Here is a 21,730-nt window from a genome sequence, read left to right on the forward strand (position 1 = left end):
TGTTTCAATCTAGCTGAGAAGAGACTCGACCCATGTCCTCACCCATCGCTGCCACGGCCGAGACGGAGGAGACCGGAACCGGACGCATCGTCGCGGTACTGGCCTTCGCCGGCATCACGGTCGCCCTGATGCAGACACTGATCATCCCGCTGGTTCCCCAACTCCCCGCTCTGGTGAACGCCTCGGCCGCGAACACCGCGTGGGCCATCACGGCCACCCTGCTGGCGGGTGCGGTCGCCGTTCCCGTGACCGGCCGACTCGGCGACATGGTGGGCAAGCGGCGCATGCTGCTGGTCAGCCTGGCGCTGCTCGTCGCCGGATCGGTGGTCGGTGCCCTCGCGAACAGCCTCGTTCCCCTCGTCGTGGGGCGGGCACTGCAGGGTCTCGCCGCCGGTGTGATTCCCCTCGGCATCAGCGTGATGCGGGACGTGTTGCCTCGCCACAAGCTTCCCGGTTCGATCGCGCTGATGAGTGCGTCGCTCGGAGTGGGCGGCGCCCTGGGTCTTCCGGCCGCGGCGATCATCGCCGAGTACGCGGACTGGCATTTCCTGTTCTGGACGGCGGCTGCGCTCGGCGCAGTGGTGGCGGTCGCCGTGGTCGTCGTCGTTCCCGAGTCGACGGTGCGCACCGGCGGCACGTTCGACATCGGTGGAGCGCTCACGCTGTCGGTCGCCCTGGTGACCCTGCTGCTCGGGATCTCGAAGGGTTCCGACTGGGGGTGGAGCAGCGCGTCGATCCTCGGCCTGCTGCTGGTGTCCGTCCTCGCGTTCGCGGCGTGGATCGTGTGGGAACTGCGCACTCCCCAGCCACTGGTGGACCTGCGGGTCTCGCTGCGGCGGCAGGTGCTGTTCACCAACGCCGCGTCGATCATGCTCGGTTTCGCGATGTTCGCACTCAGTCTCGTTCTGCCGCAGATCCTTCAGTTGCCCGCCGCGACCGGCGTCGGCCTGGGACAGTCGATCCTCGTCGCGGGCCTGGTGATGGCGCCGTCCGGACTGATCATGATGGCCGTCGCGCCGGTGTCCTCGCGCATCACCACCACGCGCGGACCGAAGATCACGCTCATGGCCGGCGCGGCGACGGTTGCCGTCGGCTACCTGCTGGGCATCGTGATGATGGGCGCGGTGTGGCAGCTGATCGTGGTCTCGCTCGTCATCGGTGCGGGCATCGGACTGGCGTACGGAGCGATGCCCGCCCTGATCATGTCGGCGGTGCCCGCCTCCGAGACAGCGGCGGCCAACAGCTTCAACACGCTGATGCGGTCCCTCGGAACGTCGTTCGCCAGTGCGGTCGCGGGGGTCGTTCTCGCGTCGATGACCGTGTCGTTCGGATCCACCGCGGTGCCGTCCGAGGCCGCCTTCCGGATCACCATGGCCATCGCCGCCGGCGCGGCGATCCTCTCGGTCGTACTCGCCTCCTTCCTTCCGCGTCACCAGGACGGCGAGGGCGAGGCGTCGGAGGTCGTCGGAGGTGCCGTCACCGACCGGGCCACCGAGCCGGTGGAATGAGCCAGGCCCGGTCGACGCGAGCCCCGTCCGCGCGCTCCGAGGCGACGCGCGAGGCGATTCTGGGTGCCGCCGAGCGGCTGTACGCGGAGAACGGTGTCGTGTCGGTGTCGAACCGTCAGGTCGGCGACGCGGCGGGGCAGAGCAACAGCGCCGTGGTCGGTTACCACTTCGGCAGCAAGGAGGATCTCGTCCGCGCGATCGTCGTCCGCCGGACGGGCGACGTCGAACGGATCCGCTCCGCCCACGTCGCGGCGATCGGAGAGGGCGCCGACCTGCGAGCGTGGGTGTCGGCACTGGTCCTTCCGTCGACGCAGTACTTCGCCGAGTTCGGCGCCCCCACCTGGTACGCGCGGTTCGCCTCCCAGGTCATGACGGATCCGGTGCTGCGGCCGATCCTGGTGGACGAGGCGCTGTCCTCGGCGACGCTGCGAGAGACGGTCGCCGGCGTCACCTCGTGTCTGCCCCCGATTCCTGCCGACGTCCGCTCGGCCAGAGGGGCCATGGCGCGCACTCTGCTGACGCACGTGATGGCCGAACGAGAGTCGGAGTTCGCCGCATCGGGCGCCGATCCGACGGCGTACTGGACGGCGTGCGGCATCGACCTCGTCGACGCCATCGTGGGGATCTGGTCCGCTCCTGTCTCCCGCTGACGTCGCGACGCGTCGTCAGCGGGCTCGCCGCGCCGACGACCGGGCACCCGTCGACCTAGACTTTCCGGATGCAGACTGCCGGGAACAGGCTCGAGCGACGGAAGGCGCGCACGCGCCAGGCTCTCGTGGACGCCGCGCGCGAGATGATCGCCGACGGGCGTTCCTCCACCGCGAGCATCGCCGACATCACGGCCGCCGCCGACGTCGGGTTCGGGAGCTTCTACAACCACTTCGAGGACAAGCCCGCACTCTTCGCCGCTGCCGTGGAGCAGGTTCTCGAGCAGATGGGGGAGACGCTCGACGGAGTCTCGCCGCGCTCGGACGATCCGGTGCAGATCTTCTGCGACGCCGTCAGGCGGACCGGTCGTGCCGCCGTCTCGCATCGTCAGGCCGCGGAGATCGTCGACCGGTCGGGGTTCGCGTTGCTCGACGCGCCCGGTGGTCTCGGGCCGCGGGCCCGCCGGGATCTCGCGGCGGCGGTGGACGCCGGACGACTCGAGATCGAGGACCTGTCTCTCGCGACGGCAATGACGGCGGGTGTGCTGTTCGCCCTGGTGCACCGGTGGCTCGAGGACCCGGGCTCCGTCGACGATCGCCGGATCGACGACGCAGCGGAGCGGCTGCTGGTGATGCTCGGAACGGACCCCGACACCGCTCGGGCAGTGGCGCACACGGACCTGGAGATGCCACAGATCTCCTGACGATTCGGGACCGTCCCGACCCTGCGACGTCTTCCCGTGACGGCGAGTACCTGATAACCTCTGTCACAGTTAGTCACGGAGATGTACCCGCCCACGGAAGGACGACGCCATGACCAGCACACTCGACCCGGAACTCACCGTCTCGGACGCCGAGGACGTGTCTGCTCGGCTGCTCGATTCCGTCGCAGCGCTCTCGTACGACCCCATGCAGGAGGTCGACTGGGAGGCTCCCCTCGACCCGGAGCAGTTCGGCCTCAATCCTGAGTGGAGCACCCTCTACGGCACTGATCTGTGGAAGGAGATGACGCCCGAACAGCGCGTCACCCTCACCCGCCACGAGGTCTGCTCGATCATGAGCACCGGCATCTGGTTCGAGATGATCCTGCAGCAGATGGTTCTGCGTGATCAGTACTGCAGCGACTCGTCGTCCTCGGACTTCCAGTTCGCGCTCACCGAGATCGCCGACGAGTGCCGCCACTCCCTGATGTTCGCCAAGGCGTGCCGCACCATGGGCATCAAGGCGTATGTCCCGCGCCGGCTCAGCATCGAGCTCGGTCGTGGCTTCAAGACCCTCGCCGTGTCGGAGGCCGCCTACGGCGGCATCCTCGTCGCCGAGGAAGTGCTCGACGTCATGCAGCGCGACTGGATGCGCGGCGAGAACGTGCTCCCGTTGGTGCGCACCACCAGCAAGATCCACGTCGTCGAGGAGTCGCGGCACATGACGTTCGCGCGTCAGCAGATGCGCGAGAACATGGCGGGAATCTCCGCCGCCCGCCGTAAGTCCGCGGCCCTGCTCATCGCCATCGCCGCCCGAGTCATCGTGTCCAACATGGTGAGCAAGGACGTCTACGCCGCGGCCGGTCTCGACCGGGACCGCGCCGTGCGCGAGGCGAAGAACAACACGCACCACCACGTCATGATGCGCACGAGCAGCCAGCACCTGATGGCGTTCCTCAGCGACTGTGGACTGCTGACCAAGCCCGCTGCGGCCGTCTACCGCACCATCCACATGGTCTGACGCTCCCATGGCCTTCGCGATCACCCAGAACTGTTGCAACGACGCATCGTGTCTGTCGGTCTGTCCGGTCAACTGCATCCACCCGACGCCGGACGAGCCGGACTTCGGCAAGACCGACCTGCTGTACATCGATCCGCGGTCCTGCATCGACTGCGGCGCCTGCGCGGACGCATGCCCGGTGGACGCGATCACGCGGGTGTCGCGGCTGTCGCCGTCGCAGGCGATCTACGCGGAATTGAACGCCGACTACTACCGGGACCGGCCGGTCGATCATGCATGGGGCGCACCGACGTTCCCGCCGGCGGACATCGGCTCCGTGTCGCTGAAACGGGTCGCCGTGGTGGGAACCGGGCCGGCCGCCTGCTACACCGCGACGGCGCTCCTGCGGCAGACCGATGCCGCGGTGACCTTCTTCGACAAGCTGCCCGTGCCGGGTGGTCTCGCGAGATACGGTGTGGCACCGGATCATACGAGTACCCGGCGCATCGGTGAACACTTTCGGTCGCTGTTCGTGCACTCGCGCGTGACGATGCGCCTCGGCGTCGAGGTCGGGGTCGACGTCACGGTGGAGGAACTCTCGCGGACCTTCGACGCGGTGGTCTACGCGGTGGGTGCCGATCAGGACAGGCAGCTTCCCCTCGAGTCCGAGGTCGTCCCGATGAGTGCCCGCACCCTCGTCGGCTGGTACACCGGTCACCCCGACGTCCCCGCCGACGCCGTGGATCTGCGCGGCGTGACGCGCGTCGTCGTGATCGGCAACGGGAACGTGGCGCTCGACGCGGCGCGAATTCTGACAGCTCCCGTCGAGGACCTCGTGGGCACGGACATCTCGGCCCACGCGCTCGCGGCGCTACGGGACAGTGCGGTGCGGGAGGTCACCGTGCTCGGTCGACGCGGTCCCGAGGTCGCCGCCTTCACCCGGTCCGAGTGCCAGGCGCTCGTCGATCGCACATCGGTGCCCGTTCTGGTCGCGGGCGACGACGATCTCTCCTCGGTCCTGGCGGCGCTGCCGCTGTCCGCGTCCGCTGCACCGCTCGCCGCCGCACCGCGCGCCGACGAGGCCGAGACGGGTGACGGCGCGCCGCGCATCGTCTTCTCGTTCGGGCGCGCACCGGTGGCGGTACGCCCGGGAGCGCTCGACGTCCGCGGATCCGGCACGTCCGACGCGGGGATCGCGAGCTCGATTCCCGCCGATCTGGTGCTGCAGGCGACCGGGTATCGCGGGTCCGCCCTGCCCGGACTTCCCTTCGACGTGGACCGCGGAACCGTGCGCAACGTCGAGGGTCGCGTCGTGGACTCCGAGGACCGCCCGGTGGCCGGGGCCTACGTCGTGGGATGGGCCAAGCGTGGCGCCACGGGGGGTATCGGCGACAACAAGCTCGATGCCGAGCGCACCGTCGAGCTGATGCTCGCGGACTCCCTCTCCGCAGCCACGTCGTCGCGTCGCGAGACGGCCGGCAGACGACCATTGTTCGGCCGCGCCGGCCGATAGGCGAGCCGTTCCCGCGCTCCACTCCCGGGTCTCCAGCAGCCCCGGACCGTACCTCTCGGGAGGTGTGGTCCGGGGCTGACTGCGTTCCGAGGTGTCGGTGTGGCGCTGTGAGAGCGCCCGAGTGGCCGTCGTGGAGCGCGAATTCGCCACGAATCGCCGACCCGCCGTTCGTGGCTTTTCACGAAATTCAGTCTGCTTCGTCGGTGCAGTTCTACGAGGAGTCACCAAAGCGACCCGGAATACGAACGGGTAACTCGGATATAGGTTGTCGTAACGGGTCAATGACCTGCGGTTCGTTCTCGGGCCTCGAAAAGGGCACATCCGTCGCACGTCACCGATTTCGGGGCGGAATCCACTTTTTGCTCGGGAAGCGGGACAATAAGTGTGTGGATTCGTCGTCCGGCGAGTCCGTGGTCTGTTGGTCGGGGCGCCGGACGGCGATCCGACAACTCTGTCCGAGAGGTGTCCGATGTCGACGACTCTGCTCGCCCCCACCCGCCTGATCACACAAGGGAGCACGCGCCTTGCAGATCGTGATAGTGGGACCGTTCTGGTGATGAGTTCCCCGTCCGCCGATCGTGGGCTCTGGGACGAGTACCTCGCCTGCGCCACGCGGTCCTACGAGCGCCACGGAGTGGGCGTCGCGCTCGACGTCGAGCGCGTCGCCGACGGTGCGGACACCGCTGTGTTCTACGCGGCCGTGGACCGTGCGGGGCAGGTCGTCGCCGGCGTCCGCGGCCAGGGCCCCTACCTCAGCGCGGACCAGTCGCACGCTCTGGTGGAGTGGGAGGGCAACGCCGCTCGGCCCGACGTCGCGGAACTCATCCACGGTCGACTGCCCGCCGGTGTGGTGGAGATGAAGACCGCGTTCGTCTCCGCGGACGCCGAGCATCCCGGTGCGCTCTCCGCACTGCTGTCCCGTACGGCGCTGCCCACCATGGTCTTTACGGGCGCCCGATACGTCATGGCCACGGCGGCCGATCACGTGCTGCGACGGTGGGAGTCCGGCGGCGGCCGCGTGGCCGAGAACATCGCCCCGGCCGCGTACCCCGACGAGCGCTACCGGACCCGCATGATGTGGTGGGACCGGTTCTCGATCATGGACGACGTGACCGAGGACGTGTGGGCACGCATCACTCGCGAGACGGAGGTGCTGACGGGCCGCGATCTGGTTCTGGCGGCGTGATCGCCGGGGTCACCGGGACCAGTCGGCGAGCCACCGAGCGCAACGTCACTGCCGCCGCGAGCGGCAGGACCGCCGCGGCCGCCCACGGAACCGCCTCGCCTGCAGGCGTGTCCGGCATCGCGTCGATGATCGCGCCGAGCGCGACCGACCCGACGAGCACCCCGACCCCGCCCAGCGAGGCCAGCAGACCGTAGTACGAGCCCGTGCTGCGCTCCCGCGCCATCCGCGGGACCAGGTCGCGCGCGAACGGCATGGCGATCATCTGACCTACCGTCAGCAGCACGACGAACGCGGCGGGCCCCACGAGCCCTGTGGCACCCTCGGTGCCGAGCAGTGCGGCCACGGCCGCCACGGCGAACGCGGTCGCCATGACGGCGAAACCCAGTGGGAGAACGCGTACCAGCGAGAACCGGCGCAGTGCTCGGGTCACGCTCATCTGCCCGGCGACGACGAGTGCCGACGCCGCGGCGAAGAACCATCCCAGTGGTGCCTGCGATCCCCACACCTGCTCGACCCGCAGCGGCAGCAGGAGATAGAGCTGGTTGTACGCGACGAGCTGCGCGCTCATCGCGGCGGCGAAGACGAGGAACAGACGGTTGCGGGCGATCTCCCGCCAGTCGTCGAGCCAGGAGTCCGTGGTCGACTCGGAATGTCGAGCGGGCAGTAGTACCACGTGCGCGAGCGTGATGACGACGAAGACCCCGGCCGCGACGAGGCAGGTCAGTCGGAAGTCCACCGCGAGCAGCGCGGAGCCCAGCAGCGGACCGGTGAACGCGCCGATCTGGCCGAACACGGTGAACAATGCGAACGCGTCCAGGCGGGACTGGCCACCCGCGCGTTCACCCTCGCCCGCCTCCAGCGCCACCGCGCTCTCGACCGCCGGCGAGAACAGCGCCGCGGCCACGCCGGTGAGCGCCGTGGCTGCGAGAACGGCCGAAAGGCTCTGGGCCAGAGCCAGTCCCACGAATCCGAGGACGCGCAGGACGCAGCCCGTCAGCACCACCGGTTTGACGCCGAGGCGGTCCGCCAGCGTTCCGCCGACGACGAAGAGTCCCTGCTGCGAGAACGTGCGGACTCCGAGCACGACACCGACCAGCGCGGCGCCGAGACCGAGGTCGGACGTCAGGTGCACGGACAGGTACGGCAGCACCATGAAGAAGCCGATGTTGAAGGCCATCTGCGTGAGGACGAGCAGTCTCACGGTGGGCGTGGCCGCACGGAGGTCGTGCCAGGGGAGCACTCGACCGCGGCGAGACGCCCTCAGCACGCGGAGACCGGGGTGGGACGGTCGGCCTGCGCGGCGGGACCGTCGGTGGACCGACGCCCACGGCGGGACCGGACGGCACTCGACAGCGACACCGCCGTGACCGACAGCAGAACGAGGCTCACCAGGGGCGCGAGGGCCACCCAGGGCGCCCGCTCCACCGTGGACACCCCGTCGGCCAGCACGAGACCCCAGTCGGGACTGGGTGGTTGCGGTCCGAGTCCCAGGAAGCCCAGGGCGGCGAGTGCCAGGGCGATACCCGGCAGCCGCACCACCCCGTGACGCAGAACGGCGGGACCGACCGCCGGGAGCACCGACCCGAACAGCACGCGCAGTCGACCCGCGCCGAGGGTGGGCAGGACGGCGACGTACGGCCTGGCCGCGACCTCGGCCGACAGCGCTGCAGTGTGCGCGGCCAGGGGTGCCCACGAGACCAGCAGGACAGCCACGGCTGCCGACGCGGCGCCGGGGCCCACGACGGAGGCGACGACCACGCCGGCGATGACCGGTGGCGCGGCGTTGGTCACCTCGATCGGACCGGTGAACACCCGCGCCGCCGAACCGAGAACCAGACCCACCAGCACACATCCCAGTGCGACCGTCGCGGACACGGTGACGGTGTGTGCCGCACCGTGAGCGACGCGGGCGAGCACGTCGCGTCCCGACGCGTCGGTGCCGAACGGATGCGCGAGGGACGGTGGCAGGAACTTGCCTCGCGTGGTGGCGAACGGGTCGCGGGGCAGGCCGACGAGCACCATGGTGCCCAACGCACTCGCGGCGACGGCGGGCACGACGAACGGGAACCGACCCGCGGCGACTCGAGCGGTGGGTACCGGGACGGCGTGATCGTGCACCGACCGGCCGAGCAGTGCCCGGCGGGCGGCCTGCGCGGCCACACCGATGAACACGCTGACCCCCATGAGCAGCAGGATGTCGGCCTGCAGCGCCGGAAGGTCCTGCGACTGAGCGTGTCCGAGCATCGATCGTCCGATCCCGGGGATGGCGAAGACGCGTTCGACCGCGACAGCTCCACCGAGCAGACCCACCATCACGAGGGCGATCTGGGACGTGAGCGACGAGGCCGCGCGACGCAGCACCGCACGGGCGAGCGTGCCGCGGTCCACGTCGGCGACCGTCCACGTGGTCACCCATGCCTCGGTGAACGACACCGACACGGCATCGGCGAGCAGACGGCCGAGCAGCCCGCCGGCCGGGAGACCGAGTGCGAGAGCCGGGAGGATCGCCGAGGTCGGGCCGGTCCAGCCGTAGGACGGGAGCGACAGCCACACACTGCCGACGATCACCGCGACGGACGCCAGCAGGAACTCCGGCACCGAGGTGAGAACCGAGGCGCCGACACCCGAGGAGCGGGTGGGCCGCCCCCGTAGCCCGGCGCGCAGTGCCGGAGCCACGATCACCGTCGCCACCGCACAGGCCACCGCGAGGGCGAACCCCATCAGGGTCGTCGAGACGGCGAGCGCGTCGAGGGCGCCGGGAAGGACGGGCCTGCCGGTGTTCCACGACGTGCCGAGATCGCCCCGCAGAACTCCGCCGAACCACCTGCGCAGCAGCGTGATCGGACCCGCATCGAGTCCCAGATCGGCGCGGATCGCGGCGAGTGCGGCGGGTGTCGGCTCCTGGTCCGCGGAGCGCGCACGCAGGATCGACAACGCCGGGTCGCGGCCCGACAGCCACGGCAGCAGTGCGACCACCACGATCACGCCCGCGACGGACAGCAGGCGAGAGGCGGAGACGAGGACGCGGCCGGACGTCATCCGACCGTGGTCTCGGTGGTGACCAACATCCGTTCCCGCGGATCGCGCGCTGCACCCGACACCGACGCGGCCTCACCCTGCACGACGCGCTCGTGCAGCATCGGCACCACCGCATCGCGCTCGAGTATCAGCCGCTCCGCCTCGAGGACGGCGGCTCGGCGCGCTGCTCCCGGCTCGGTCGCCGAGGCGGTGGACAGAGCGGCGTCGACGGCGGGGTCGCAGAACTGCGCGATGGTGAAGGAACCGGCGCAGGCGAAGTCGGAGTACAGGTAGGCGACGGGGTCACCCGAGTCGAGCACGGTCGCCCGCGACAGGACGAACGCGTCGAACGCGCCGGCGAGAGCATCTGCCTCGATGAACTGGTACTCCCGGACCACCTGCTCCACCACGAAACCGCGGGCCTCGAGCTCCTGCTGCAACAACACCGCGACCTCGGGCAGTTCCGCGCGATCGGTGAAGGTGCCCAGGGTGATCCGTCGCCCCGCGGGATCGCCGGCCGGGGCGGTCGTGCGTGCGGGCCGGTCCGCCGTCCACGGCAGGGCGGGTCCCAGCAGTCCGCTGGCCACGTCGGCGCGGTCCTCGTAGACCTGGTCGACGAGTCGATCGGCGTCGACGGCCTCCCGCGCTGCGGCGCGCATCGACGGGTCGGCGAAGGCGCCCGTCCTGTTGTTCAGGTAGAGGGTGTTGGTGCGCGGCATGGGCACCTCGTGCACGAGAGCCGGATCGACCAGCGCCGCCTGCGACACCGGCACCGCCTCGACTATGTCGGCGGTACCGTTCCGCAGCGCCGCGGCCCTGGCCGTGCCGTCGGGGACGAAACTCACGTCGATGCCCGAGGCCTTCGCCGGACCACCCCAGTAGTCGTCGTTGCGATCGAGTGTCGCCGTGGACGTGCCGTCGACTGCGGTGAGCACGAACGCACCGGTGCCGTGTCCGACGGGATCGACGGGACCACCGCCCGCGTACGCGACCGGCGAGAGGATGGCCAGCTGTGGGCTCGACAGTCGTTGCGGTACCAGCGGATCCACCGTCGCGGTGCGCACGGTCACGGTGTCCGTGCCGTCCGCCTCGACGGTCATGTCGACACCGTCGAGAATGCGGGGCTTCGGCGAGGCGGTGGTGGCCGCGGTGAGTGCGGTGACCACCGCGGCGGCGTCGAGCGGCGTCCCGTCGTGGAACCGGACGTCGGGCCGCAGGTCGATGCTCCAGGTCGTGTCGTCCACGCGAGTCCATGCGGTGGCGAGGGCAGGCTGTGCCTCGCCGAGATCGTCCAGTACGACGAGGGTCTCGGCCGTCGACCATCGGGACAACTTGAAGGCGTCGTCGCTCAGCGGGGTCAGCCCGGAGCGCGGCGGCTGCAGCATCGCCACACGCACTCGGCCGCTCCCGTCGTCGGCGGACGGTGATGCCGCGAAACAGCCGGACAGCGCGAGCACCGACACGGTGAGAACGGCGGAGAGGGGCAGCATTCGGCGGGGGGACCGCATCATGGGCATTCTTTCGAGGGAAGGTCGGACGGAACGAACTACAGGTGCGCGCGGACGGGAAGACGCGGTACCGCATCGACCAGGGCGCGGGTGTGGGTGTGCTGCGGGGACCCGAGAACCGTGGTGGTGCAGCCAGTCTCGACGATCACGCCGTCGGTCATGACCAGAAGACGGTCACTCGTGCGGGCGGCGACGGCGAGATCGTGCGTCACCAGCAGCGACGCGGTGCCGTTGCGGTCGCACACGGTCTCGAGGACGTCCAGGACGAGATCTCGCAGGGGCAGGTCGAGTCCACTGACCGGTTCGTCGGCGACGAGGTAGCGGGGTCGGCACGCGAGGGCGCGAGCGATGGCCACCCGTTGTCTCTGGCCGCCCGAGAGCTCACCGGTGCGGGCGCCGACCATCGACGCGGCCACCTCCACCGAGTCCAGGGCCGCAAGGGCGCGAGCGCGGTGATCGCCCTCGCACCGCAGCCACCGCAGCGGTGCGGCGACCGAGTCGAGCACGGTGCGACGCGGGTCGAGCGAGGAACCGGGATCTTGGGGAACGTACTGCACCTCGCGGCGGAACCACCGGGTCGAGCGGGCGGGACCCGGCCGGATCGCGGCGCCGTCGAGTGTCACGTCGCCGGAGTCGGCTGTCTCCATCGCCAACAGCATCCGGAGCAGGGTGGACTTGCCCGATCCGGAGGCGCCGACGAGTGCGACTCGCTCGGAGGGAGCGACGGAGACGGTGACGTCGTCGACCGCGATCGTGTGTCCGTCGTACCGGCGCGTCAGTGCGCGGCCGTGCAGACCGGGAGATCCCGACGTCACGATGCGACCGGGGCGGAGTGCAGCGCCGCGTCGGCCGACCGAGCGCGCGACACGAGCCTCGCGGTGACGGGGTGGCGCGGTGCCGAGAGAACGTCTGTGACGGAACCTGTCTCGATGATTGCTCCCTGGTCGGCGACCACCACGCGGTCGCAGAGAGCAGCGGCGACGGCCAGATCGTGCGTGATGAAGAGCAGGGCGGGTCCTCGGTCGCCGCCGGTCGCGGCGCCGAGAGTCGCGACGACAGTGCTCTGGCTGACCACGTCGAGTGCCGTGGTGGGCTCGTCGGCCACGATCACCGGGGCGTTCGAGGCCAGTGCCATCGCGATGCAGACACGCTGACGCTGCCCGCCGGAGAGCTGGGCCGGACGTGCTGCTGCGATGCGCTCGGGATCGGTGAAGGCCATGCCGCGCAACAGTTCCTCTCGGTCGGCACGTCGCCGACTCGTCTCGCCGCGGTGGCGCAGTGCGAGATCGAGCTGCCGTCCGACAGTGAGGAAGGGGGCGAGTGCGGACGACGAGTCCTGGAACACCATCGCCGCCCGCGCGTCCCGAGGGCGGCGGGGGACGGGCGTGCCCGCCACGTCGTGACCGCCGATGCGCACGTGACCGCTGACGATCAGGTCGGGAGGGGTGACGCCGACGACAGCGGACGCGATCACCGATTTTCCGGAACCGGACGCGCCGACCAGCGCGACTCGTTGTCCTGCAACGACATCGAACGTAGTTCCGGTCACGAGCGTGGTGGCGCCGACTCGGACGGTCAGGTCGTCGACCTCGAGCACGGTGGTGTCCCTCCGCCTTCTGTCGATACTGATAATCGTTGTCGACGAGAGAGTAGGGGTTCGTGACGGTCGGGGGCAAACCGTCGCGATCATCGACTGATCCGACAACGGTTGTCGGTAACGCTATGATCACTGCACGTCGTCCTCGCAGGCGATCCACCGTCACCGATCCGCGTCTGCTCGCAGCGCGGTGCAGAGGGAGTCCCATCATGATGTTTCCCGTCATCGCCAAGGCGGCGTCCACCGTCGTGACCGGGGTAGTGGGCGTCGCGGCCTACAACGGTGTGAAGAAGGTCGTCGAGCGTGCACCGCTGCGCGAGGCTGCAGTCCGGGTCACCGAGGTGAGCCTGCGTGGGGTGCGCAAGGCGGAGGTCAAGGCCGAGTCCGCTCGTCTCGCGGTCTCCGACGTGGTCGCCGAGGCGAAGGATCGCATGGGTGAGGAGGCGCGGCCCCCGGCCGCGTCCGACGTCGGTCACGGCCACGACCACTGATCGCCGACGTGAGCACCGCGGTCGCCGGTCGGGCGGACACCGATCCCGCCGAGACGCCGACACCCGCAGCACCCGAGGTCCTCTCCGACGGCGCCGGCAGGATGCGCGTCCGACTCGACTGGATCACCGGCAGTGACGTCCGCGCGGTCGCGGTCGAGGACTTTCTCGACGCCGTTCCCGGCATCCGCGCGGTGCACGCGTTCCCTCGGACGGCGTCCGTCGTCGTCTGGTACTCCCGTTCCCGTACCGACCCCGCGTCGGTGCTGGCCGCGCTGACGGCCGTACCCGCGGCGACCGCGCTCGTTCCGGGCCAGGTCGCGGTGCGCACACCGCGGTCGGCAGACGTCGGTACCGGCGAACTGCTGCGCATGACCGTGGGCGGAGCGGCTCTGGTCCTGCTGGGCCTGCGCCGGTACGCGCTGCGCCGACCTCCCGTGCTGGGTCCCACCAGCCGGCTCGTCGCCACCGGTGTCACCGTCTTCACCGGCTATCCCTTCCTGAAGGGCGCCGTGCGGTCCCTCACGGGAGGCCGCGCCGCCGGAACGGACGCCCTGGTGTCCGCGGCGACCGTCGCGAGCCTCGTCCTGCGTGAGAACGTCGTCGCCCTCACCGTGCTGTGGCTGCTGAACATCGGCGAGTACCTGCAGGAGCTGACGCTGCGCCGCACCAGGCGTGCCATCTCGGATCTGCTCAGCGGAACCCACGACACCGCGTGGATCCGGACCGGAGACGGCACCGAGGTATCCGTGGACATCGACTCGCTCGAGGTCGGCGACGAGGTCGTGGTGCACGACCATGTCGGAGTCCCGGTCGACGGCACCGTGATCGAGGGCGACGCCGTCGTCGACCAGTCCGCGATCACCGGCGAGACACTGCCGGTCACCGTGACGGTGGGGACCCGACTGTCGGCCGGGTCCGTCGTGCTGCGCGGCCGGGTCGTCGTCCGCGCGTCGGCCGTGGGCCGTGACACGGCGATCGGCCGCATCATCGCGCGGGTCGAACAGGCGCAGGAGGATCGCGCGCCCATCCAGACCGTGGGGGACAACTTCTCCCGTCGCTTCGTGCCCGCGTCGTTCCTGCTCTCGGCCGCCACGCTGCTGGTCACCCGTGACGTACGCCGGGCCATGACCATGCTGCTCGTCGCGTGCCCGTGCGCGGTCGGCCTGTCCACTCCCACCGCTATCAGCGCTGCCATCGGCAACGGTGCCCGTCGGGGGATCCTCATCAAGGGCGGGTCCCACCTCGAACAGGCCGGCCGCGTCGACGCCGTCGTCTTCGACAAGACGGGAACGCTGACGGTCGGGCGCCCGGTGGTGACCAATGTGATCGCCTTCCACGACGCGTGGGAGCCGGAGCAGGTGCTCGCGTACGCGGCCAGCTCCGAGATCCACTCTCGACATCCGTTGGCGGAAGCCGTGATCCGCAGTACCGAGGAGCGTCGCATCGAGATCCCGCCGCACGAGGAGTGCGAGGTGCTCGTCGGGCTGGGCATGCGGACCGTCTCGGACGGCCGCACTCTGCTGCTGGGCAGTGCATCCCTGCTGCGCCGGGAGAACGTCGAGGTCTCCGAGGACGCGTCCGAGTGGGTGTCCCGTCTGCAGCACCGCGCGGAGACGCCCCTGCTCCTCGCGGTCGACGGTGTGCTGGTCGGGCTGGTCAGTCTCCGCGACGAGATCCGCTACAACGCTGCGGAGGTGCTGCGCGCGTTGCGGGCCGACGGCGTTCACCGCATCGTGATGCTCACCGGGGACAACCCGGCCACGGCCGCGGCGGTCGCGGCCGAACTCGGCATCGACGAGTGGCGGGCCGAGGTCATGCCCGAGGACAAGCTCGACGTCGTCCGCGCCCTGCAGGCGGAGGGCCACGTCGTCGCGGTCGTCGGCGACGGCACCAACGACGCGCCCGCGCTCGCGGCCGCGGACATCGGCATCGCGATGGGTGCCGCCGGGACCGACGTCGCGGTGGAGACCGCGGACGTGGCACTCGCCGGGGACGATCTGGCGCGACTGCTCGACGTGCGCGCCCTGGGGCGGCGCTCGGTGGCCGTCATCCGCCAGAACTACGGCATGTCGATCGCGGTCAACGCGATCGGACTGGCCGTCAGTGCCGGCGGAGCACTGTCGCCGGTTCTCGCGGCGATCCTGCACAACGCGTCGTCCGTCATCGTCGTCGGTAACAGCGCGAGACTCATCGAGTACAGGCCCGAATCCGGGTAGGTTCGACAGAATGACGACCACCGCACCGCGTACCACCGCAGCACCCGTCGGACCGCTCGACCTCTTCGCCGCCGACTCCCTGCTCGACGAGGACGAGCGTGACATCGCGGCCACGGTCCGCGCGTTCGTCGACAAGCGGCTCAAGCCCGAGGTGGGGGACTGGTTCGAGGCCGGCACCCTTCCGCGTGAGATCGCCCGCGAGTTCGGCGGCATGGGTCTGATGGGCATGCACCTCGAGGGGTACGGCTGCGCCGGGACCAATGCGGTGAGCTACGGCCTCGCGTGCATGGAACTCGAGGCGGGCGACAGCGGGTTCCGGAGCTTCGTCTCCGTGCAGGGTTCGTTGTCCATGTTCTCGATCCACCGCTACGGGTCGGAGGAGCAGAAGCAGGAATGGCTCCCGCGTCTCGCCACCGGGGAGGCCATCGGGTGTTTCGGGCTGACCGAGGCCGACTTCGGCTCCAACCCGTCGGGAATGCGCACCCGCGCCCGACGGGACGGCGACGACTGGATCCTCTCCGGCTCCAAGATGTGGATCACCAACGGCACCCTCGCCGACGTGGCAACGGTGTGGGCGCGGACCGACGAGGGCTTTCGTGGATTCGTCGTGCCTACGGATGCACCGGGTTTCGCCGCTCACGCCATCGGTAAGAAGTTGTCGCTCCGCGCGTCGGTGACGGCGGAACTCGTCTTCGACGACATCCGGTTGCCGTCGTCGGCAATGCTGCCGGGTGCCACCAGTCTCGGAGCTCCGCTCTCCTGCCTCAACGAGGCGCGGTTCGGCATCGTGTTCGGCGCTCTCGGCGCAGCGCGAGACAGTCTCGAGACCGCCATTGCGTACGCGAACTCCCGCGAGGTGTTCGACCGGCCGCTCGCGAGTTTCCAGCTGACGCAACAGAAGCTGGCCGACATGACGCTCGAGCTCGGCAAGGGGTTCCTTCTCGCCGTCCACCTCGGCAGGATCAAGGACCGCGGTGAGATCACGCCGGATCAGGTGAGTCTGGGCAAGCTCAACAACGTGCGCGAGGCCATCGCCATCGCTCGCGAGTGCCGCACGATCCTGGGCGGTAGCGGCATCACTCTGGAGTACTCGCCGTTGCGGCACGCCAACAACCTGGAGTCCGTGCTCACCTACGAGGGAACCAGCGAGATGCACATGCTGTCCATCGGTAAGGCGCTGACCGGCCAGCAGGCCTTCCGCTGACTCCTCACCGCTTCTTCGCGGTCTGCTTCCTGTTCTCCTTGTCGATGGCGTCGACCAACTCGTCCTTGGTCATCGTCGATCGGCCGTGCACGTCGAGGTCGCGAGCGACCTCCTCGAGGTGCTTCTTCGACGCGTTCGCGTCGACGCCGCCGGCGCTGCGGCCCTTCGGGTTCGGGCCCCCGCTCTCGGCGCGCTCGTCGGAGGGGCCCTTCTCGTCCTTCGGCTCCCAGTGGTCGCCCACCTTCTCGTAGCTGTGCTTCAGGGAGGAGTAGGCGACTCGGTGCGCCCGCTGCTCGTCGTCGTACTCCTCCTCCGCGGAGTCGAGTGTCTTCGCGAAGGTGCGCTGCGCCTTCTCGTCCGATTTCTGCAGGGTGGAGGGCAGCTCCGACTCGATGGGCTTGCCGTCGTCGTCCGTCGTGGGCACGACTGCCTCCTTCTCTCGGGTCCTGAACGTCGGGTCTCGTGTTCAGGTGGCCTACCCTCGTCCGGCGGCGCGAAAACCCCGACGACGAACGTGTAGCTGCCGTGGGAGACCATGCCGGCGGCTTCCCTGCCGACATGGTCCCAAACGACCTGGTTCTACTTGGACAGCGTGAACTGCATGATGTCGATGGTTCCGCGGCGGAACTGCTTCGCACATCCGCCGAGGTACTTGATGTAGCGCTCGTAGACCTCGTCGCCGGCGATCGCGATGGCCTCGTCCTTGCGGGCCTCGAGGTTCTCCGTCCAGATCTCCAGCGTGCGGGCGTAGTGCTGCTGCAACGAGTGCACCCGGTCGACCGAGAACCCGACGGACGTCGCGCGTTCCTGGATGGTGCCCGGGCGCTCGAGCTCCCCGCCGGGGAAGATCTCCCGGAGGATGAAGCGCATGAAGACGGCGTCGCGCTTGTCGACGGCGACACCCTTCTCCTCCAGATCGTCCAGTCCGTAGCCGACGATGGTGTGCAGCAACATGACTCCGTCGGAGGGGAGCAGCGAGTGCGCCTTCTCGAAAAACGGGACGTGGCGCGCGCGACGGAAGTGCTCGAAGGCGCCGATGCTGACGATTCGATCGACCGGCTCGTCGAACTCCTCCCAGCCCTGCAGGCGTACCTCGGCCTTGCGGTCGCCCGTGAGGTCGTCCAGACGGGACTGGACGCGTCCGAACTGGTGCTCGCTGAGCGTCAGGCCGACCACGTCCACATCGAACCGCTCGCGGGCGCGGATCATCGCGGTTCCCCATCCGCAGCCGACGTCGAGCAGGCGCATGCCCGACTCGAGGCCCAACTTGTCCAGGGCCAGATCGATCTTCGCGAGCTGTGCCTCTTCGAGCGTCATGTCCTCGCGCTCGAAGTACGCACAGCTGTACGTCCACGTGGGGTCGAGGAAGAGCGCGAAGAAGTCGTCGGACAGGTCGTAGTGCGACTGAACGTTCTTGAAGAAGGGCTTCAGGTCTGTCATGTGGTCTAGCAACCTCACACTCGACGGGCAGGAAGGAGCGACGGCACACCCTCCCCCGGGGATGTCTGTCATGCGCGAATCTACGGTCTTCCCAGTCGATCCGCGCTCGGAACCGCCAGGTCGACGCGCTAAACGAACCTGCGGTCCGAGTCTCGCGCGTCCGTCGTGGTCGGTCCCGGTTCTCGGCTCCCGCAGGTCGTCGAAGGTCCGTTTCGAGGCCGTCGCTCGGCGATGTCGCGCTCCTCGAAGGATCGTGGTCGCCAGGGCGCCCCGGCCGACACCAACTAGTCGATGACGCAGGACATCCACCTGGTCGCGTTGCAACGCGATGAGCGGGCTCAGGACCAGCAGTGCCGGCACGTCTCGTCCGGACACGACGGCATGGAAGGAGTCACGTTGTCGCGGATGCAGTTCGGGCATGACCGAGCGCCCGCGCGGCCGCACCGTCAGAAGCGGCGCGTCAACCGCAGGCGCAGTGGTCGGCCGTCGGGGTCGACCACCAGCCGGTAGAGGAGCGAGAACACCCGCTGTTTCCACAGCGGCGGCACCTCGATGGCATGCATGCGCAACCGTCCTCGCGGGCGATCACCGTCGCGGCCCCCGTCGTGCCACGCGTCGAGCTCGCTGACCTGATCGGCGACCGCGTCGAAGCAGTCGTCCGGGTCGAGGAGGTCGGCGACGTCGGCGTCCGCGCCGCTCCCACGGGACAGGTGTTCGGCGAGCAGTTCGAGGCGGAGGTCTCGGGCGAACACCCGCGCACCGTCACCCAGGCCACCGGGATCGACGGGCTCGCGCGCATCCCGCTCCTCGTCGACCACGGCCGCCGTGAGCTCCGAATCGTGGGTCCAGGAACGGCGATTGAAGTTGTCGCTACCGATGGCCGCCCACACGTCGTCGACGATGCAGACCTTGGAGTGCACGTACACCGGCACGCTGTCGTCGTTCTCCACGTCGAGGACGAGCACCCGGTCGGCGCCCGCGTCACGCAGCAGATCCAACGCGGCGGCGTGGCCGAGGAGCGACGGTGGGATGGTGATCGCGCTGTCGTCGTCGAGGTGACGGGGTACCACGATGATCATGCGGAGCCGGGGCGAGCGCCGCAGCGCACGCGCGAAGACCCGCGCGACGTCCAAGGACCACAGGTACTGGTCCTCGATGTAGATCAAGCGCTCGGCGCGACCGAGGGCCTTGGCGTACGCACGGGCGGCGCTGCGCTCACCGTCCTGCGCGAACGGGTACGACGGTCGGCGACGCGGGTAGGTGCGGAGCAATTGCACCGAGCACGTTCCCGTCGCCTCGGGGTCGGGGAGGGCAGCGGGCAGCTCGGACGGCTCGCGCCGGTGCCGGCGGACGACGTCGCTCACCACGTGCCACGGCAGCCGCGACAGCGCCGCCGGATCCTCCCAGCGCTCCCGGAAGGTATCCTCGACGTCGCGCACGGCCGGACCGCGCATCTCGAGCTGCAGGTCGTGCCAGGCGGGGGTCTCCCCGTACTCCGGCGGGAACGGTCGGCTCAGGGCATCGCCGTGATGGTGCGCATCGTCCCGTCGGGACCGGGCCAGATCGATACCGCCCACGAACGCGACGTTGCCGTCGCGACGCGAGGAGGAACGCAGCACCACGAGCTTCTGATGATGGGAGCCGAAGGTCAGAACGCGCTGATCGAGAACGCACTCACCGCCCGCGTCCTCGAGGGCGGTCGCGAGGGCACTGTTCTTGCCGCCGGTGTATCCGAGGCCCTCCGCGTGCGAGCGCCACAGCAGGCCTCGGACGAAGACACCGCGCGTCGCGGCGCCGGTCAATGCGTCCTCGACCGTGGGACCGCGGTCGGTGAGCACCTGCTCCGGGTCGCCGCGCCAATCGGTGAACATCACCAGATCGTCGGGTTCCGCGTCGGCGAGGTGGTCGTTCAACACCCGGAAGTAGGTGTCGCCGTGCACGAGAGCGACGCAGCGGTTGCCCGCCGTCCACGCGCGGATGCGGGTGTCCGGGTTGGCGCGCTCCTCCTCGGACAGGAACCAGGGATGTGTCTCGTCGTCGAAATCGACGTCCGCGAAGATCGACGATCGACCGAGAGCATGGGAGATCCGATCCACCGCCGTCATCAACACGTTGCCGCGAGGTGGTGCACCTCTCTCGCCGACGCTCGGTCCCGACCCGTGCGTCACGCGACGCGCGCGGCGGGTGGGAGGGACTCGGTGCCGCCGGTGGGCCAGGCCAGGGGATCGGACCCCAGGGCGTGCAACTGCCGGACCTGGTCCTGACACCACGGCGACAGATCGCTCTCGCCCGCGAGCACGGTCGCGACGAACTCGTCCCACGGTTCCCAGCGGTAGTCGGCCACCTCGTCCGGTCTCGGATCGACGGTCCTGTCGTCGTGCAGGACGAGGAACACCGGGCAGATCTCGTACTCGACCACGCCGTTGTCCATCACGGCGCGGTACCGGAACGACGGGAGCACCGGAGCCGCGCTGTCCGCACCGATCCCCAGTTCGTGATCGAGGCGCCGCAGAACCGCGGAGTCGAGACGCTCACCCGGCGCGGGGTGTCCGCAGCACGTGTTGGTCCAGATTCCGGGCCAGGTGCGCTTGTCGTGCGCCCGCTGTGTCACCAGGACCTCGCGCTCGCGGTTGATCACGTAGCTCGAGAACGCCAGGTGCAGCGGTGTGGCGTCGTGATGCACAGTGGCCTTGTCGTGGGTGCCGATGGCACGGCCGTCCTCATCGAGCAGTACTACGAGTTCCACACGTGTCCCTTCCGGATGTACGACCGGCCTCCCGTCCAGAGTAATGGTCGCTCAGCGGGGCCGAGACCGGCGGACGGACACCACGTCGTGGGTGCGCACCGGTCCGGCGACGCGGGCGTGGCACGTGGTGAGGATCGGCGCCGACAGAGTCTCCTGGAGAACCACCTCGACGGTGTCCCCGTGGTGGTCGAGGAGGACGTGTCGCCGACCGTCCGGGCCCGGGGCCTCCGAGAGTGGGTGCAGGGTGTCGATGGCGAAGTCCTGCAGAGCGGCGCGCGCCGCGTGCTGGGCCACCTGGACGGCGCCCGAGAACGCGCTGCGGCCACGCAGGAACTCCGGGGTGACGAGCCCGTCGTGGTGGCGCCGGAGGATGCGGACGACGTCCGCGTCGTCGACGTTGCCGTAGTAGAGACCGTGCGGCAGGACGATCATCGTGCCGGCGAATCGATCGCCACCGAGGTGCGAGCACTCCCACACCTCGCCGGGGTACGCCGCCACGGCCGGAGCGAGGATCGTGCGACCGCGGACGGCGCAACAGCGGTCGTGCCTGCCGTGGGTGCACACGGCCACGATGGTTTCCGTCGACGCGATTCCCGACGATCCGTCGAGCGGGACGTCGAGCAGATCGGCCGCGTCGGACACCTCGCCCCTGTGCACGCTCTCGTGCCCCGGCCGTGCGTCCACCGACGCCCACCGCCACCGGCCGCGGCCTCGGCGACGGCCGGGCTCCCGGACGGCGAGGGGGCGGAATCCGGCACTCTCGATGCGGCGCACGAGCGCTCCACCCAGTACGGGATCGAGGACGGACGGGGAATCGAGGAACGCCGACGGGCCCCAACTTCCCGCGACCTCGACGAGGAACCATCGTTCTCCGCGAGAACCGCTTCCCGCCAACGTGTCTCCCCGATCACGAGCATTGTCGCTGCACGGGCGCCACGCCGCGGTGGTGCTCACC

General features: G+C 69.7%; 19 protein-coding genes. 9 read left to right on the forward strand and 10 right to left on the reverse strand.

From position 1 onward, the window contains the following. Positions 1 to 32 precede the first annotated feature (32 nt). The 6 genes from HQ314_RS12380 (at position 33) to HQ314_RS12405 (ending at position 6,555) form a co-directional block, all read left to right on the forward strand. Positions 33 to 1,508 carry an MFS transporter gene (locus HQ314_RS12380; RefSeq protein ID WP_222650216.1) on the forward strand — a complete coding sequence of 492 codons (1,476 nt, stop codon included), beginning with the start codon at positions 33 to 35 and terminating at the stop codon, positions 1,506 to 1,508. Continuing rightward, positions 1,505 to 2,158 carry a TetR/AcrR family transcriptional regulator gene (locus tag HQ314_RS12385; protein WP_222650217.1) on the forward strand — a complete coding sequence of 218 codons (654 nt, stop codon included), beginning with the start codon at positions 1,505 to 1,507 and terminating at the stop codon, positions 2,156 to 2,158. The genes HQ314_RS12380 and HQ314_RS12385 overlap by 4 nt, the downstream gene beginning before the upstream one ends. Before the next feature lie 68 nt (positions 2,159 to 2,226). After that, positions 2,227 to 2,859 carry a TetR/AcrR family transcriptional regulator gene (locus HQ314_RS12390; RefSeq protein WP_056447278.1) on the forward strand — a complete coding sequence of 211 codons (633 nt, stop codon included), beginning with the start codon at positions 2,227 to 2,229 and terminating at the stop codon, positions 2,857 to 2,859. A 109-nt stretch (positions 2,860 to 2,968) separates the two neighbouring features. Next, positions 2,969 to 3,877, forward strand: coding sequence for a diiron oxygenase (locus tag HQ314_RS12395; protein ID WP_222650218.1), 909 nt, complete (start codon positions 2,969 to 2,971; stop codon positions 3,875 to 3,877). Between the two features lie 7 nt (positions 3,878 to 3,884). Further along, positions 3,885 to 5,369: a 4Fe-4S binding protein gene (locus tag HQ314_RS12400; RefSeq protein ID WP_222638238.1), complete on the forward strand. Its 1,485-nt coding sequence runs from the start codon at positions 3,885 to 3,887 to the stop codon at positions 5,367 to 5,369. Between the two features lie 556 nt (positions 5,370 to 5,925). Next, entirely contained in the window at positions 5,926 to 6,555 is a 630-nt protein-coding gene (locus HQ314_RS12405) for a hypothetical protein (protein WP_222650219.1), read from the forward strand. Here the strand turns inward: HQ314_RS12405 and HQ314_RS12410 are convergent. From HQ314_RS12410 to HQ314_RS12430, 5 genes are read right to left on the reverse strand one after another with little or no spacing between them, the layout of a single operon-like run. Beyond that, entirely contained in the window at positions 6,503 to 7,822 is a 1,320-nt protein-coding gene (locus HQ314_RS12410) for an MFS transporter (RefSeq protein WP_308119380.1), read from the reverse strand. The two genes, HQ314_RS12405 and HQ314_RS12410, sit on opposite strands and share 53 nt — an antisense overlap. Next, positions 7,816 to 9,594 carry an ABC transporter permease subunit gene (locus tag HQ314_RS12415; RefSeq protein WP_222650220.1) on the reverse strand — a complete coding sequence of 593 codons (1,779 nt, stop codon included), beginning with the start codon at positions 9,592 to 9,594 and terminating at the stop codon, positions 7,816 to 7,818. Before HQ314_RS12415 ends, HQ314_RS12410 begins: the two co-directional genes overlap by 7 nt. Beyond that, positions 9,591 to 11,084 carry an ABC transporter substrate-binding protein gene (locus HQ314_RS12420; protein ID WP_261781643.1) on the reverse strand — a complete coding sequence of 498 codons (1,494 nt, stop codon included), beginning with the start codon at positions 11,082 to 11,084 and terminating at the stop codon, positions 9,591 to 9,593. Before HQ314_RS12420 ends, HQ314_RS12415 begins: the two co-directional genes overlap by 4 nt. Before the next feature lie 35 nt (positions 11,085 to 11,119). After that, on the reverse strand, positions 11,120 to 11,896 hold the full coding sequence (locus HQ314_RS12425) for an ATP-binding cassette domain-containing protein (RefSeq protein ID WP_308119382.1): 777 nt from the start codon (positions 11,894 to 11,896) through the stop codon (positions 11,120 to 11,122). Beyond that, positions 11,893 to 12,678 (reverse strand): ABC transporter ATP-binding protein, encoded by a 786-nt coding sequence (locus tag HQ314_RS12430; protein ID WP_222650221.1) that lies wholly within the window; start codon positions 12,676 to 12,678, stop codon positions 11,893 to 11,895. The genes HQ314_RS12425 and HQ314_RS12430 overlap by 4 nt, the downstream gene beginning before the upstream one ends. Positions 12,679 to 12,887: 209 nt before the next feature. Between HQ314_RS12430 and HQ314_RS12435 the strand changes: the two genes are divergently transcribed. From HQ314_RS12435 to HQ314_RS12445, 3 genes are all read left to right on the forward strand, one after another. After that, positions 12,888 to 13,169, forward strand: coding sequence for a DUF1490 family protein (locus tag HQ314_RS12435; protein ID WP_037184264.1), 282 nt, complete (start codon positions 12,888 to 12,890; stop codon positions 13,167 to 13,169). Between the two features lie 101 nt (positions 13,170 to 13,270). Continuing rightward, entirely contained in the window at positions 13,271 to 15,385 is a 2,115-nt protein-coding gene (locus tag HQ314_RS12440; protein ID WP_222650492.1) for a cation-translocating P-type ATPase, read from the forward strand. A gap of 10 nt (positions 15,386 to 15,395) precedes the next feature. Then, on the forward strand, positions 15,396 to 16,589 hold the full coding sequence (locus HQ314_RS12445; protein WP_027503983.1) for an acyl-CoA dehydrogenase family protein: 1,194 nt from the start codon (positions 15,396 to 15,398) through the stop codon (positions 16,587 to 16,589). 4 nt (positions 16,590 to 16,593) lie between these two features. On the opposite strand, the gene HQ314_RS12450 is transcribed toward HQ314_RS12445, so the two are convergent. The 5 genes from HQ314_RS12450 to HQ314_RS12470 form a co-directional block, all read right to left on the reverse strand. Further along, complete coding sequence (locus HQ314_RS12450) at positions 16,594 to 17,013, reverse strand: ChaB family protein (protein WP_222650222.1); 420 nt, start codon at positions 17,011 to 17,013, stop codon at positions 16,594 to 16,596. A gap of 155 nt (positions 17,014 to 17,168) precedes the next feature. Continuing rightward, on the reverse strand, positions 17,169 to 18,029 hold the full coding sequence (locus HQ314_RS12455) for a cyclopropane mycolic acid synthase family methyltransferase (protein WP_222646100.1): 861 nt from the start codon (positions 18,027 to 18,029) through the stop codon (positions 17,169 to 17,171). A gap of 446 nt (positions 18,030 to 18,475) precedes the next feature. Beyond that, a complete protein-coding gene (locus tag HQ314_RS12460; RefSeq protein WP_222650223.1) occupies positions 18,476 to 20,134 on the reverse strand; it encodes a phospholipase D family protein in 1,659 nt (552 codons plus the stop codon). A gap of 59 nt (positions 20,135 to 20,193) precedes the next feature. Beyond that, positions 20,194 to 20,775, reverse strand: coding sequence for an isopentenyl-diphosphate Delta-isomerase (gene idi, locus HQ314_RS12465; protein WP_056447305.1), 582 nt, complete (start codon positions 20,773 to 20,775; stop codon positions 20,194 to 20,196). Positions 20,776 to 20,826: 51 nt separating this feature from the next. Then, the gene (locus HQ314_RS12470) at positions 20,827 to 21,729 is read right to left on the reverse strand and encodes a sucrase ferredoxin (protein ID WP_222650224.1); all 903 of its coding nucleotides are present in this window, start codon (positions 21,727 to 21,729) and stop codon (positions 20,827 to 20,829) included. Position 21,730 lies beyond the last annotated feature (1 nt).

Source organism: Rhodococcus sp. BP-332, assembly GCF_019836065.1.
In the GTDB taxonomy this organism is placed as follows: Bacteria; Actinomycetota; Actinomycetes; order Mycobacteriales; family Mycobacteriaceae; genus Rhodococcoides.